A 14,591-nucleotide genomic window follows, 5' to 3' on the forward strand; every position below is an offset into this window, starting at 1 on the left:
TGCAAGGGTTTTCAATCACGCTGAAAGGATGACAAAATCCCAAAACTAAAAGTCGTTTTGGGATTTTGTCAACAATCTGAAGCCGCTTTACCAAGCGGCTTTTTTTTATGCATAAACTCCGCAAAACAGATAAAAATAGAATGAATCATAGATCAGAAAGGATGTTGCATGATGCGCAAACTGTGCGTTTGCCTGCTTCTCGTCATTCCGCTGTCATGTACGGCTGTCATGTCTTCTGCCTACGGGGAAACACGCGTTTATCAAGAGTTGACCGACAAGCAAAAAAATGAACTGGCTTCTTTGCAAAAGGACATTATGGAAAAGAAAAAACAGCTGATCAATAAGTATGTGGAGTACGGAATTCTTGATCAGGAAAGGGGAAAAGAAATCAAATCTCATATTGAAAAGCGTTATGAAAAAGAGCGGGAAAACGGGTTTCTGCCAAAGTTGAAGCACCAAAAAGAAAAGTTTCACAAGCATCATATTCATTAAACTGAAATAGACGGCGCCTCATTTTCTTCGTGACAAAAGTGTAAAGACAGGTGTAAACTAATACTCATGTAAACTGCTAAGAGAGTAAAGAGGTGTAGTGAGTATGAAGAAGAACCGTCCTGTTTCAGAGCGCAGACTGCTTGGCATCGCCGGTCTCGGCTGGCTTTTTGATGCTATGGACGTTGGCATATTATCGTTTATTATCGCCGCTTTGCACGTGGAATGGAAGTTGACGCCGCAGGAGATGAGCTGGATCGGCAGCGTCAACTCAATCGGCATGGCAGTCGGGGCGTTTGTCTTTGGCCTTTTGGCTGACCGTGTCGGAAGAAAATACGTTTTTATGATTACGCTGCTGTTTTTCTCGATCGGCAGCGGGTTATCCGCTTTGACGACGACATTGTGGGCATTTTTAGTCCTGCGCTTTTTCGTCGGTATGGGGCTTGGGGGAGAGCTTCCAGTCGCATCTACGCTCGTATCCGAAACGGTTGCGCCGGAGCGGAGGGGAAGAGTCGTCGTCCTGCTCGAAAGTTTCTGGGCATTCGGCTGGCTGGCCGCAGCGCTCATTTCGTATTTTATTATTCCGGCCTACGGCTGGCAGGTTGCTTTATTAATAACCGCGATACCGGCTATTTACGCCTTATATTTGCGGATCGCCCTGCCGGATTCTCCGAAATATGAGAAGCTTTCGCAGGAAAGGAAGCCGACCGTCGTGGAAAATGTGAAAAACGTCTGGTCCCGCAAATATGCCCGGCCTACGGCCATGCTGTGGATTGTCTGGTTTTGCGTTGTCTTTTCCTACTACGGCATGTTTCTTTGGCTGCCGAGCGTCATGGTGATGAAAGGATTCAGCATGATCCAGAGCTTTGAGTACGTCTTGATCATGACGCTGGCTCAACTGCCCGGCTATTTCTCCGCGGCATGGCTGATTGAAAAAGCCGGCCGGAAAATGGTGCTTACCGTCTACTTGTTAGGGACGGCTGTCAGCGCCTACTTCTTCGGGTCGGCTGAATCGCTGGCGCTTCTGCTTGCGTCAGGTATGTTTTTATCGTTTTTCAACCTTGGTGCCTGGGGCGCGCTTTATGCTTATACGCCTGAACAATACCCGACATCAATCAGGGGGACCGGCGCAGGAATGGCAGCCGGCTTTGGCCGAATCGGCGGCATCCTGGGCCCGCTTCTTGTCGGCTATCTCGTCGCCCGGGGAACAGAGATTTCAATGATCTTTTTGATCTTCTGCGTCGCCGTTATTGCGGCTGTCGCGGCGATCTTCTTTTTGGGGACGGAGACGAAGCAGAAAGAGCTTGCCTAATGTCCGAATTCTCCTTCATAATGGACGGGACGCGAGAATTTGGAAAGAGTTGATTGAATTGAAAAAGAAAGCCATCATTACTGGTCTCTCGTTGTTGATTCTTGTGACAGGCTGTTATGTGTATAACGCCTTTTACGGAAATCCGTTCAGCCGCGCCCTGGCTGAACAAAAGCTATCGGCATACTTGCAGGAAGCACACGCCGGTGAAACCTTAAATATGAAAGGGAGCTCCTATAATTTCAAGTTTGCTGAATACCTTTTTCGTGTGTCAGATGAGCGGAATGATGAGTACATTTTCAGCGTGAAAGGCGGATTGCACCCGGCTGTCACAAACGATGGCATCAAAGAAGCCAGACAGGAAAAGACGAGAGCCAGAATAAGCAAAGAAGCCTCAAATGAGATCAAGAGAGAGCTTGAAAAAAAGCTGAAAAACGTAATTGACGTCCAAGTTTCTCTATCAGGAAGCTATGATGTCAATACAAATTGGAAAAAACTGAAGCAAACAGAACCGATCGCTGTTACAGTTACCTTGAATTCAGGCCGGGACGGCCGGAGGCAGGTCTATGACCAGGCAAAAGTGGTGAAAAAGTTATTGAGCGGCTACCATTATGAAAACATTGAGATTGACAGTATGGGCTTAGACGGGGAAGACCGCCCAGGCTATGTGAAGTACAGTGTGCATGTTTTAAAGGACCGTGCGATAGCCATTGAAGATGTAGAGAAGACGCTTTAACGCCTTCTCTTTTTTTATACGGGGGATATATAGGCGGTTTGCACTATTGATGTCCAAGGCCGAAGCGAATAGAATCATATTAAGAACAAATATTGACGGGATTGTTACTGGTAAGGCAGGCAAGACCTAAAATGTGCTAAAGGAACTACAGACCTTAGTGTGCTTTTTTTGCGCCTATCGGCTGATGCTTTCGCATGTTTTAGGTCTTTTTTTATTCCTTTCGCCGGGGGTCTTTGGATGTGATGGCACATTTTTCATTTTGATCGTCTTCTGTTGATTTGATAGGATAGAAAAATTGGAGGAGGTAGATCCGGGTGCTGCATAAAGAGATTGCAAGAGTTCTCTTGCCCCTCATTGGAGGCGCGGAGAATATCATCAGCATCAGCCATTGTACGACAAGGCTGCGCTTCAATGTCAGAGATGAAGAAAAAATCGATATAGCTGCTATTGAAAAGATGGAGTCTGTGCAGGGGACTTTTTTCAGATACGGTTTGTTTCAGATCATTTTCGGTACAGGTGTAGTCAATAAGATTTATAAGGAAATGATTCAATACAGCGATCCGGCTTCTCTTGAAGAAGCCCGGCGGGAGGCGCCGCCAAACATGAACGTATTGACGCGATTTGCCAAAACGCTGTCAGACATCTTTGTGCCGATCATTCCGGCAATCGTTGCGAGCGGATTGCTCATGGGTCTCATCAGTGTGCTTAAAGAATTCAGCCTCGGCGCTTATGGCAGCCCGCTGATGAAAATGCTCGATATTTTTTCAAGCTCAGCGTTTGTCATTTTGCCTGTGCTGATCGGGTTCAGTGCGGCTAAACAGTTTGGAGCGAATCCGTTTTTAGGCGCTGTCATCGGCGGAATTCTGACCCATCCCGATTTACTCGATCCTTCATTGCTCGGCAGCCAAAAGCCGGAATCCGTCGAAGTATTCGGCCTTGAAGTCCCTTTGATCGGATACCAGGGGACGGTCATACCGATTCTCTTATCCGTCTACATAATGAGCAAAATCGAAAAATTCTTAAAAAGAATCGTCCCCTGTTCTTTAGATTTGCTTGTCGCACCGTTTATTACAGTTATGGCTTCCGGATTTGCCGCGCTGTTTATCATGGGGCCGCTCTCACTGATCATCGCTCATTTCGTAAGCGACTGTCTCGGGTTTGTTTATCATTTTGGGGGGGCTTGCGCCGGATTTTTATTTGGCGGGCTTTACTCCTTACTCGTTTTGAGCGGCCTGCACCATAGTTTTTATGTGATTGAAGCGTCGCTGCTCGCAGATCCCGAATATGGGGTCAATTTTCTGCTTCCAATATGGTCGATGGCCAATGTCGCGCAGGGAGGAGCGGGGCTCGCCGTATTTTTGAAAACAAAGAATGCCGCTATCAGAAAGATTGCGATTCCGGCTTCTCTCACCGCTTTTTTGGGAATCGTCGAACCTGTCATGTTTGGCGTCAATCTGAAGCTCGCGAGGCCGTTTATCGGCGCATCGATCGGAGGCGCCATCGGAGGTGCATACGCCGTTTTCACACACGTTGCGGCAAACTCTTACGGATTGTCCGGCATCCCGATGATTTCAATCATTCTCCCTCTTGGCACCGCCAATCTCATTCATTATTTAATCGCTTTTGCGATTGCGGTGATTTCAGCATTCATTGCGACTTTGTGTCTTGGCTTTAAAGATGAAAAAGAATAATTCCGTTTTCATTCATTAAAACAGGATGAAAGGAAGGCAGCTATGAAAGTAAAAAAAATCTTAAATAACAATGCGCTCGTCGTCAAGGATGGCGGCGAGGAAAAGATCGTATTAGGTTCCGGAATCGCATTTCAAAAAAAGAAGAATGATATTGTCGATAGATCTAAAATTGAAAAAATATTTGTGATGAAAGATTCAACAGAATACCGCCAATTCGAGGAGATCTTAAAAACGTTGCCGGAAGATCATATTCAGGTGGCGGAGGACATTATTTCTCATGCGGAAAAAGAGCTCGGGATCAAAATCAATGAGCGAATCCATGTCGCTTTTTCAGATCATTTATCATTCGCGATAGAACGGTTAAGCAAGGGAATGGTCATTAAAAATCCGCTGCTTCAGGAAGTTAAAGTCCTCTATACGAAAGAATTTCAAATCGGCCGCTGGGCAAAGGCCCTCATTAAAGATAAGCTGAAGATCGATATTCCGGAGGATGAAGTCGCCAATATTGCGCTTCATATTCATACAGCGAAAACAAACGCGGGAGATATGACAAAAACGCTCGATCTCACAACGATGATCAAGGATATTATCGAGATTATCGAAGATAAACTCAACATTAAAATAAAGGATGAGACGATTTCGTATGAGCGGCTTGTCAACCATCTCCGTTTCGCCATTCAGCATATTGAATCGGGAGAGACATTTTACGAAATGGATGGTGAAATGATCAGCCTCATTAAAAAGAAGTTTGGACAAGCGTTTATGTGCGCAGAAGAAATCGGGGCATTTGTGAAGCGGGAGTATGGCTTTGAATTTCCGGAAAAAGAGCTGTGCTATATTACCATGCATATTCAGAGATTTTATCAGCGGTCTGCTGTTGTGTAAAGAATGCCTGTGTTTAAGACAAAACGGAGCCCTGTTATCGGGCTCCGTTTTTGTTTAAGGTTTCAATTTCCGTTAAAACCGAATTTTCGATTAGAAATCCTTTTACATTGACGTGCGAAGGGATTAACGGGTGCTGTCGGATGGCGGCGACGCTTTTTTGGACGCCTTCGGCCGCATTTTCGCTCGGTGACAGCCATTCATCGATGCTGCCGTACGGAAATTCCGGACGGCAGTTTTGGAAAAGGTACTCTAAAGTTTGCATTCTATCGCTTAAATCTTTGTTTCTATTTAAAAGGTCAGAAATATCTTTATCTGCCGTTTGCTCGTATTTATCGCGGACAATCCAAATTTCTTCCGCTTTGTTCCGGTGGACAAGGGTAATGATATCCCTCATCATATCACCGTAGGGCTGTGAAATATCAGGGAAGACGCTTTTTAAAACAAGGGCGTTCTCAGGCTGAATATTCCCTGCCCGGCAGATGGTCTGTTCAAGCTGTTTCTCGATTCCGATAATCATCAGTATTTTTTTGTTTTCTTCCATGACATTTCACCTCATTCATTTATCGTGTTTGTCCAGTTCTTCCATTTTCCCTCCGGGTTAATAGATGCCAGGTGGATCCATCCGTTCTCCGCCTTTTGCCTGAAGCTGTGATCGCGGTCAAGGAGACGTTCGATAGCATCATCCGGTGCTTCGATCACGATCAGGAGTCTGAGAGGCGCATGATATATTTCGTCATCCGACCGCATGACGGACTGCCACGGGAGACCGGCCAAAAGATCGCTTGCATTTCCTTGCATGACGCCGAGGCCTGAAGTGACGGTTTGAGTTGCCTTATTTCCGCTTCCATAATAATGCGGTGCGACGGTTGACGCGTAATATTGCAGATTGATCCATTGGGCTACTGTTCCAGGCCCTGAAATGATGCCGCTGAGGATGGAGCCGTCCTCGTCATTCCGCCAGTCATAGCTGTGCAGAAAAGCTCTTCCTTCAAGATCAGCTTCGCGTGTAAGCCGGCGTGTGCCGATGATGAATGAAGCATTTCGTGCCAGCCCCCATTCTGGACGGACTTCGCTCCAATCTTCGGCGAAGCGCTCAACTTCATTCCGCGGATTTTGGTAGCCGAGCTGCGGCAGCTCTTCTAAGCGTTCGGCTCCGACAGTGCGGCTCACATCGGGAAGCACCGAGTTGATGCGGTCGAACGCTTGTTGAGCTTTAGCCGGAAGCTCAGGTACATAGAGCCACTGCAGTTCATCCAATGTTGTAATGTGCTCTGCGGCGGCGAATACCGTATCATCCGGAATAAAAATGCCGTCGGAGCGGAGCCTCTGTCTGACGCTCGGAAGGTTGCATAAAGCGGCTAGGACGCGTGCATTAAAAGCGCCTGATGCGCCTCCGCAGGCGCCGCAGTCCAATGCCGATGCATAAGGGTTATTCGTGCTTCTGCTGGCGTGCCCGCAAATGACAACCAGCGGAGCGAACCGGTCGGTGATCCCCATCATCTTTAATGCCTGTCTGGCATAGGCGGCTTTTTCTTCATCCGTAAATCCGACCGGAATACCGGCATCAGATGTTTCCATACGATCAAGCGAGAGCTTTGCCTGAGGCTTTTTCAGCCATGTTTTCCGCACATTCCGGAAAGTTTGCCCGGCTGTGCGGGGGACCAGGCTGCGCGCGGCCATTTGCAGGCTCAGCCATGGCCCGCTCACTTCGGGAAGGAGCATACCCGCCAATAGATTCTGTTTCATCTTTTTAAAGGCGGAGCTCAGCGAAGCTGCTGCTTTTTTATGTTCTTGATACGATTTAAAGCTTGATTCATCGGCCGTTTCATTTACTCGATGCTGAGGTTTAAGGATGACCGGCAGAGAGCTGTGAGTGTGCTTAGTGCCAAGTTCGCACGTTTCGATTGCCAGATTGAAAAAGCCCGCTGTTCCATACGTTTCAAAAGGGCCTGACTTTTCCAATGCCCGTCGGAACGGCTCTGAACGGACATCAATACAAAATGCAAGCTGGGCCAGCGCCGCTTCACTTTTGGCGGCAGCGGCAGGTTTGTTTGCCGTGATGAGGTTCCTTACCTCAGCAGCGTATGATTGTTCCCATGCTTCCAGCCAGATGCGCCTGCGCGTTAGATCATCAAAGCGGCGGGCGAGTGTTAATCTCGCTTTTTGCTCTGCTGCTGAAAGTTTGAGCCATTCGTCAGGCGTCAGGCCGCCCCAATGCAGCCAGGCCGAAATCAAAGGAACGACCTGCATCTCTTTTTCAGGTTTTGGCTTAGACAGCGGCAAATAAGGTTCAATAAGCATCCATTCCATTGAAAGCCGGATGGCCAAATACTCGAGAAGCAGCCCTTGTTCGTCCTGCGATTGCTGGGAACGCCAAAGCATCATCCCGGCCCATCCCGGAAGAGAGAGCAAATGAGCTTCAAGGTATGCCTGAACGTCTCCATCAGAAATATCAAGCGCTCGGAGTGCTCTTTTCATCGCGTCCCGAGGCTCCTCCGGCCACCCTTTCAGTCGTTGGCGTTCCGCTCGCGCCAGGGCGGGATCATGTTCAACAAGCTGCCGCCAAGCGCTGTAAAACCCTTTCTCGCGATGTGGAAGCCGCCATTCCGATTGTGATTCATCGAGAAACAGCTTGCACCATTTAATCACATGATGATCAAGAAGGTGAGCGGTTTTTTGTCCTGCAAAAACGCTGAGCGGTTTGATCAAGCGTGTTTTTTGATCATCGATTGTCCCGCGCGCCGCTTGTTTGGCAAGCTTTTCGACTTGCGGGGATCTCAAGAGCTTTTCAGGGATTTCATCCAGCTTGAGCGCGGCTTTGCAAAACGCTTCCGCTGTTTCCCTCTGCATGCCGGGCTGATGTGAATCGAGCCAATGCGTCAGCTTTTTTTCAAGAATGGCCTCATCGATTTCTCCCCTTTGTTTTGCGGAGCGGAAAATGGAGGACTTTGGGTATATATCAACCTGAAGCTGCTGTTTAAGCTGCCGGGCCGTCTGTTCAAATGTCTGTTCTTCAAGACCCATCCACGGATGGCGCGCGGCAAAGGTTTCAATCGGCCAAAGCGGCGCAATGACTCGTGCTGCTGATTGAACCGATTCATCAATATTAAAGTCCGCTGTCTGATGTTCATATTTGAAGATCAATTGTTTAGACAATGTGGGTGCTGCTTTCATGATTGACGACCTCCTTGAGTAAGATATTGGTCAAGATAATTCGGCCGTTCTTCGACCGATTCAAAATGAGGCTCACCCGTTTTTACAAGACGCAGATAAAGTGCGCCGGACCATGCAAACCGCTGCCGAACGATCAAGGCGCCGGCCGCAGTACCAGCTAACAAAACGACTACCGTTAAAACGGCCGCCATGACGGGCGGTTGCGCCCCCTGTACAACAGCTTCCTTCAGGAGCCCGTGTAAACCGGAATGAATGATGGCAAACGCGACTGAAGCCCCCGTTAAAATGAAAAGCCCGGCCATTCGTGTGACACGACCGTCATTGGCTGTGACAAGCTGTCTCCAAGCAATGAACAATGCCCAGCCTAAAACAAGGGCGCTGATCAATTGATAGCCATCGTCCGCAGCTGAGACCCAGATTCCGATGACGACAGTAAGAGCAAAGGCGCCGCCTATCATGTCCCAGAAAAGAGCCGGTCTGCCCCGTTTAGAGGCGAACGATTCATAACGGCGCACCGCTGATCCGGCTTGCAGGAAAAGGGCGGCTTTGAACAGGCCGTGCAAAATGAGGTGAATAACAGCCGCAATATAGGCTCCTAATGCGCATTGGACGAGCATAAAACCCATCTGCGCGACCGTTGAAGCTGCGAGCTGCCGCTTGTAGTCCGTCTGGACGATCATCATGCCCGTTCCGAGCAAGACGGAAAAGACGGCGGGAACAAGCAGAATAAGCTGCAGACCATCACCGCTGAACATCGGTGCGAAACGGGTCAGCATGACGCCGCCTACATTTACGAGTCCGGCGTGCATGACCGCGGAAACGGGAGTCGGAGCGATTGCCGAATCGAGCAGCCAGCGATGAAACGGCCACTGTGCCGCAGGAATCATCACCGTTAAAATGATAAGGAGGCCAATCCCGGTTTTCTCCCATGAACTGAGCTGTATAAGGCTTTCCTCCGCTATGGCGGATGATAGCTGCCAGTGTCCTGTCGCGAGAGACAGCCAAAGAGCGGCTGCTGCTATCGCCAGCCAGCTGAGTGCAAAGATTCGGCCCGCATACAAAGCGGCATTTTTGGCCGCTTGCCACGCGCTGTTTAAGCCGATTAGCGCGGTCAAGCCGAAAAGCGTGATACCCCAGCATAAGAGGAGCCAGCGAAGATCATCGTTCAGCCAGGCGCATGAAGCGCCTCCTGTTGTAAGCGTCAGCAGCACAAAAAATTTACGGTAGGAGCGGTCGCCGAACAAATACCGGACAGAGTAGCGCTGGACGATGAAGCCGATTGTCAAGACAAACAAGGCGATCAGCCAAGCCAGCGAATCCAAGCGCCAAGGAGCTCCAGCTTGCCCGGGATTTGCCGTTATCAATGCTGCCAGCGCGGCAAGCGGCGGCAGGGCGATGATCTTGGCGTGAATCCGTACATATGCCAATGGAACCTTTCGATTCAGGACGAGCAGTGCGCTGAACAAACAAAGCGCAAGCGACGCGAAAAATATTTTCAGCCAAAATAAAGAATCTAGCAGATCAAACATCCGGCATCCCTCCGTCGGGATGATGGAAAAGAACATACTGTTTCATGTCTTGCCTTCCTTTCTGAAAACGTAAAAAAAGCCGGTATATTCAGGATCGGCCCATTTCAGCCAATCTTTCTGAATAATACCGGCTTATCTTTAACTCATGTTCATGCTTTAAAGATCTTCCGTTTTTCTATGCCAATTTTTTTTGCAGGTCGTTTGCCAATTTAAATACCATGATCCGCTCGCCAGTGCGGGTGCTGATATCCGTGTGAAAGCTGATCGTCTCTTCACCGGTCAGCTCCTTCATTATGCGGCTCAGTTGTTCTATACCCGATTCCACCAAACCGGAGCGGGTTCTTTTAATTGACAGCAGGCCTTCTTTTGTACTGCAAAGTTCGTATTCGGCGGGTGTCAAAATACCGTTCAGGGAAATGATGACCATATTTCTGAGAATGTCTGTTTTAACAGACACGGAGCCGCGGCCCAAATAGTCTTTTTCCCATTGGGTTAAGGTTTTGCTGATCTCCGCCTCCAGAGACCCCTTTGTCACTTTCTGTTTTTTCAATGTTATATCCTCCTGAAAAACGGTATATTTCTTTTCCTTATACATGAGTATAGGGAAAATGAAATATACCGTCCTATCAAAATGTTAATGTCATACATGGTAAAGGGTGCTTTTTCACGCGACCATAGGGATTATAGCCGAATGCTAAAGCTCTTTTGCATGAGATTACAATTATTGATTTTACGGAATTACTTTTTAAATATCATATCTTTTAAGATTTATGATGTCAATACCGTTCTTTTATGGATAAAAAAGAGGAATGCCGTCTTAGCAGACGAGCATTCCCTTGGCAACTGCATCGGCTTTTTCTTTGCCGTTCAGCAATTCGGCAAGCTTGAGGGCAAATGGAATCGTGGTCGCCGGGCCTCTGGAAGTAATGATGTTTCCATCTACGACAACATTTTCATTTGCAGTGACATCCGCTCCTGTTAAATGTTCTTCAACCCCGGGATAGCAGGTCGCTTTTTTCCCGCTGACAAGCCCCGTTTTTCCGAGCGTAATCGTTGCGGCGCAGATAGCGGCGACATATTTTCCTGCATCCGCCGCTTCTGTCAGCGTCTTGTGCAAAGCTTGGTGTTCCAGCATTTTTTTGCTGCCTACATTTCCGCCCGGAAGAATCAGCATATCCGCTTTTTGAAAATCAGCATCCTCAAACATGACGTCTGCCTCGACGACAATGTCATGCCCGCCTTTCACGCTGCGCGATGGATCAAGCGAGACGGTGACGGTCTCGACTTCAGCCCTCCGTAAAATATCAATCGTTGCTATCGCTTCGATTTCTTCAAATCCGCCGATTAAAAAAACATACGCTTTCTTCATGAAAAAAACCTCCTTCGTCTCTACCGTTCATTCTAACTGCGGCAAAGACATTTCCGCAACTGATGAAGTAGACAAATTGAGACACCCGTCTCGTTTTGTCTCTTGTTTTGGAAGGATGTCCGTCTGAAAAGAGCTTCATGTTCGCGTCGGAGAGCTGGCACGATTTTTGCATCATAACGTGTGAGTAAAAAAAGACAGGAGGTTTTTTCATATGGAAGAGGCACTGACAAAGGAAAAGGCGGTATGGATGTATCAAAAAATGCTGGAAATCCGCTATTTCGAAGATCGGGTTCATCAGCTGTTTGCTAAAGGGATACTGCCGGGTTTTGTCCATCTTTACGCCGGGGAAGAAGCGGTCGCTGCGGGCGTCTGCGCCCATCTGAATGATGAAGACACCATCACGAGCACACATCGCGGCCATGGGCACTGCATTGCAAAAGGGTGCGACTTGAAAGGGATGATGGCCGAGATATACGGGAAATCTGCAGGACTTTGCAAAGGAAAAGGCGGATCGATGCATATCGCAGACTTTGACAAAGGGATGCTAGGCGCAAACGGAATCGTCGGCGGGGGATTTCCCTTGGCCTGCGGAGCTGCCCTCACTGCAAAGTATAAAAAGACTAAAAATGTAAGCGTTTGCTTTTTTGGCGACGGCGCCAACAACCAGGGGACGTTTCACGAAGGGATCAACCTTGCCGCCATCTGGAAGCTCCCTGTCATATTTGTCGCCGAAAACAACGGGTATGGCGAAGCGACGCCGTTTTCCTATGCGTCAAGCTGCGAGTCGATCGCAGATCGTGCGGCCGCCTACGGGATTCCGGGCATTCGCGTGGATGGAAAAGATGCAGCCGCGGTTTTCCAGGCTGCGGGCCGGGCGATAGAGCGTGCCAAAAACGGTGAAGGACCGACGCTTATTGAGTGTATGACATACCGGAACTACGGCCATTTTGAAGGAGATGCCCAGCGCTACAAAACAAATGACGAAAAAGCGGTGCATCAGGAAGAGAAAGATGCCATTGCCGTGTTCAAAAGCGAATTGCTGGCAAAAGGGCTGATGAGTGAAGAAGAGCAGTTACGGATTGAAAAAGAAGTTGAAGGAGCGGTCGAGGAAGCGGTTGCATTCAGCGAAAAAAGCGCTTATCCGGAAGAAACCGAACTGCTGACAGATGTATATGTATCCTATTAATTCATGAAGGGGGAAGGAAACATGACGAGGGAAATCAGCATGTCAGCCGCATTGAATGAAGCGATCAAACTTGCGATGAGAAAGGACGATCACGTCATTTTAATGGGGGAAGATGTCGCAGGAGGAGCGAATGTCGATCATCTGCAGGATGATGAAGCATGGGGCGGTGTGCTTGGCGTCACGAAAGGGATTGTTCAGGAATTTGGACGGGAGCGCGTCCTTGATACGCCGATCAGTGAAGCGGGGTACATCGGCGCAGCCATGGCGGCGGCTTCAACAGGTTTAAGGCCGATCGCGGAATTGATGTTTAACGATTTTATCGGCACGTGTTTGGACCAGGTGCTGAACCAGGGAGCGAAGTTCCGCTACATGTTTGGCGGAAAAGCGGAAGTTCCGATTACGATCCGGACGACCCACGGCGCCGGCTTTAGGGCAGCCGCCCAGCATTCGCAAAGCTTGTATGCCCTATTTACAAGCATTCCCGGCTTGAAAGTGATTGTGCCGTCGACCCCGTACGATGCGAAAGGCTTATTGCTCGCTGCGATTGAGGATCAGGACCCGGTTATCTTTTTTGAAGACAAAACGCTGTACAACATGACAGGCGATGTGCCGGAAGAATATTACACGCTTCCGATCGGAAAAGCCGATATCAAGCGGGAAGGCGCTGATGTAACGATTGTCGCAGTCGGCAAACAGGTTCATACGGCGCTTCAAGCGGCGGAACAGCTCTCACTGCGGGGAATCGAAGCCGAAGTCCTTGATCCGAGGAGTCTTTCACCGCTTGATGAGGAGTCCGTCCTTGCATCTGTTGAAAAAACAAACAGACTTGTGATCGTCGATGAAGCCAATCCGAGATGCAGCATCGCCGCGGATATCGCATCATTGGCGGCAGATAAAGGATTTGATTCGCTTGATGCACCGGTTAAAAAGGTAACGGCTCCACATACGCCGGTTCCATTTTCACCGCCTCTTGAAGACCTGTATTTGCCGACGCCGGAAAAAGTGGTGAACACCGTGCTGGAGATGCTCGGAGAAATCTCAACACATACGGTATAAAGATTGGAAAGGAGAGGAGAACATGGCTGTCGAGGTTGTCATGCCGAAATTGGGAATGGCGATGAAAGAAGGTACGGTTTCCGTCTGGAATAAAAAAGTCGGTGAAGCCGTTGAAAAAGGAGAAAGCATTGCCAGCATCAATTCCGAAAAAATCGAAATGGAAATCGAATCTCCGGCAAACGGAACCGTGTTGGACATCAAAGTGTCCGAAGGAGAGGGAGTGCCGCCGGGAACGGTCATCTGCCAGATCGGGAATGAAAACGAACAAACGCCGGAAAGTCAAACAAAACAGCCGGATTCCCCGAAAGAACGGATTAAAATTTCTCCGGCTGCACGCAAAATCGCGCAAAGCGCAAATATAGACATCAAAACGCTGAAAGGCACGGGGCCCGGAGGGAGAATTACGAAAGCGGATGTGCTGCAGGCGCTTCCCGACAGGCCGAACAAGCAGGCGGATAAGGCTGAAGATCGCCCGCCGGCAAGCCCGATGAGGAAAACGATTGCCGCAAGAATGACGGAAAGCCTGCAAAACAGCGCCCAGCTGACAATTACGATGAAGGCGGACATCACGAAATTAACAGCCCTGCAAAAACAGCTTAATGAAACAGCTCAATCCAGGTATGATACAAAGCTGACGATCACTGATTTTGCCGCCAGGGCAGCTGTTTTTTCGCTTTTGGATCATCCGTCTATGAACAGCGTTTATCAAGACGGAAGGCTTGCGACCTTTGAGCATGTTCATTTAGGAGTGGCGGCCGCTTTGGACGAAGGCCTGGCCGTTCCCGTCATCCGTCATGCCGAGCGGCTCCCGCTGATCGAACTGGCCAAGAAAATCAAATGGTACGCCAAAAAAGCGCGGGAAGGTAGGCTTCTGCACGACGAAATAGAAGGATCGACATTTACGATTACAAATCTCGGCGCATATGGTGTCGAGCACTTTACGCCGATCTTAAATCCGCCAGAAACCGGGATACTTGGAATCGGCCAAATGTATTCGGCCCCCGTCTATCAAGACGGAGAACTGACAAAGGGCGCCATTCTGCCGCTCAGTCTGACTTTTGATCACCGCGCGCTTGATGGTGCGCCTGCTGCAGCATTCCTTTCAGATGTAAAAAAATATTTGGAAGATCCTGCATCGATTCTTTTATAGAGAGAAGGTGGATAGAC

The 14,591-nt window shown here is 48.9% G+C and carries 13 protein-coding genes; 8 read left to right on the forward strand and 5 right to left on the reverse strand.

Annotated elements, in window-relative coordinates; genetic code table 11:
• The first annotated feature begins 168 nt into the window (after nt 1–168).
• The 5 genes from LQ247_RS21170 (at nt 169) to LQ247_RS21190 (ending at nt 5,110) form a co-directional block, all read left to right on the forward strand.
• Nucleotides 169–492 (forward strand): YckD family protein, encoded by a 324-nt coding sequence (locus LQ247_RS21170; protein WP_231006571.1) that lies wholly within the window; start codon nt 169–171, stop codon nt 490–492.
• Between the two features lie 103 nt (nt 493–595).
• The gene (locus LQ247_RS21175; protein WP_026580644.1) at nt 596–1,801 is read left to right on the forward strand and encodes an MFS transporter; all 1,206 of its coding nucleotides are present in this window, start codon (nt 596–598) and stop codon (nt 1,799–1,801) included.
• Complete coding sequence (locus tag LQ247_RS21180) at nt 1,794–2,534, forward strand: YfjL-like protein (protein ID WP_020450589.1); 741 nt, start codon at nt 1,794–1,796, stop codon at nt 2,532–2,534. The genes LQ247_RS21175 and LQ247_RS21180 overlap by 8 nt, the downstream gene beginning before the upstream one ends.
• 317 nt (nt 2,535–2,851) lie before the next feature.
• Nucleotides 2,852–4,225, forward strand: coding sequence for a sucrose-specific PTS transporter subunit IIBC (locus tag LQ247_RS21185; protein ID WP_231006587.1), 1,374 nt, complete (start codon nt 2,852–2,854; stop codon nt 4,223–4,225).
• 42 nt (nt 4,226–4,267) lie between these two features.
• Nucleotides 4,268–5,110 (forward strand): PRD domain-containing protein, encoded by an 843-nt coding sequence (locus LQ247_RS21190; RefSeq protein WP_020450591.1) that lies wholly within the window; start codon nt 4,268–4,270, stop codon nt 5,108–5,110.
• 34 nt (nt 5,111–5,144) lie between these two features.
• Here the strand turns inward: LQ247_RS21190 and LQ247_RS21195 are convergent, their stop codons facing one another.
• From LQ247_RS21195 to LQ247_RS21215, 5 genes are all read right to left on the reverse strand, one after another.
• The gene (locus tag LQ247_RS21195; protein ID WP_231006572.1) at nt 5,145–5,651 is read right to left on the reverse strand and encodes a carbonic anhydrase; all 507 of its coding nucleotides are present in this window, start codon (nt 5,649–5,651) and stop codon (nt 5,145–5,147) included.
• Nucleotides 5,652–5,662: 11 nt separating this feature from the next.
• Nucleotides 5,663–8,284, reverse strand: a complete 2,622-nt coding sequence (locus LQ247_RS21200) for a DUF2309 domain-containing protein (RefSeq protein ID WP_231006573.1) — start codon at nt 8,282–8,284, stop codon at nt 5,663–5,665.
• Nucleotides 8,281–9,813: an NADH dehydrogenase subunit 5 gene (locus LQ247_RS21205; protein ID WP_231006574.1), complete on the reverse strand. Its 1,533-nt coding sequence runs from the start codon at nt 9,811–9,813 to the stop codon at nt 8,281–8,283. Before LQ247_RS21205 ends, LQ247_RS21200 begins: the two co-directional genes overlap by 4 nt.
• A 175-nt stretch (nt 9,814–9,988) precedes the next feature.
• Entirely contained in the window at nt 9,989–10,363 is a 375-nt protein-coding gene (locus LQ247_RS21210; RefSeq protein ID WP_016886253.1) for a DUF2294 domain-containing protein, read from the reverse strand.
• Between the two features lie 267 nt (nt 10,364–10,630).
• Nucleotides 10,631–11,182, reverse strand: coding sequence for a DJ-1 family glyoxalase III (locus LQ247_RS21215; protein ID WP_231006575.1), 552 nt, complete (start codon nt 11,180–11,182; stop codon nt 10,631–10,633).
• Nucleotides 11,183–11,393: 211 nt separating this feature from the next.
• On the opposite strand from LQ247_RS21215, the gene LQ247_RS21220 reads away from it, so the two are divergent.
• The 3 genes from LQ247_RS21220 to LQ247_RS21230 are packed head-to-tail and all read left to right on the forward strand — an operon-like array spanning nt 11,394 to nt 14,574.
• On the forward strand, nt 11,394–12,368 hold the full coding sequence (locus LQ247_RS21220; protein WP_231006576.1) for a thiamine pyrophosphate-dependent dehydrogenase E1 component subunit alpha: 975 nt from the start codon (nt 11,394–11,396) through the stop codon (nt 12,366–12,368).
• A 21-nt stretch (nt 12,369–12,389) separates the two neighbouring features.
• On the forward strand, nt 12,390–13,424 hold the full coding sequence (locus tag LQ247_RS21225) for an alpha-ketoacid dehydrogenase subunit beta (RefSeq protein WP_231006577.1): 1,035 nt from the start codon (nt 12,390–12,392) through the stop codon (nt 13,422–13,424).
• A 22-nt stretch (nt 13,425–13,446) separates the two neighbouring features.
• On the forward strand, nt 13,447–14,574 hold the full coding sequence (locus tag LQ247_RS21230) for a dihydrolipoamide acetyltransferase family protein (protein WP_231006578.1): 1,128 nt from the start codon (nt 13,447–13,449) through the stop codon (nt 14,572–14,574).
• Nucleotides 14,575–14,591: the final 17 nt, after the last annotated feature.

The sequence above is a fragment of the Bacillus sp. BS3(2021) genome (genome assembly GCF_021043345.1).
GTDB lineage: Bacteria > Bacillota > Bacilli > Bacillales > Bacillaceae > Bacillus > Bacillus paralicheniformis.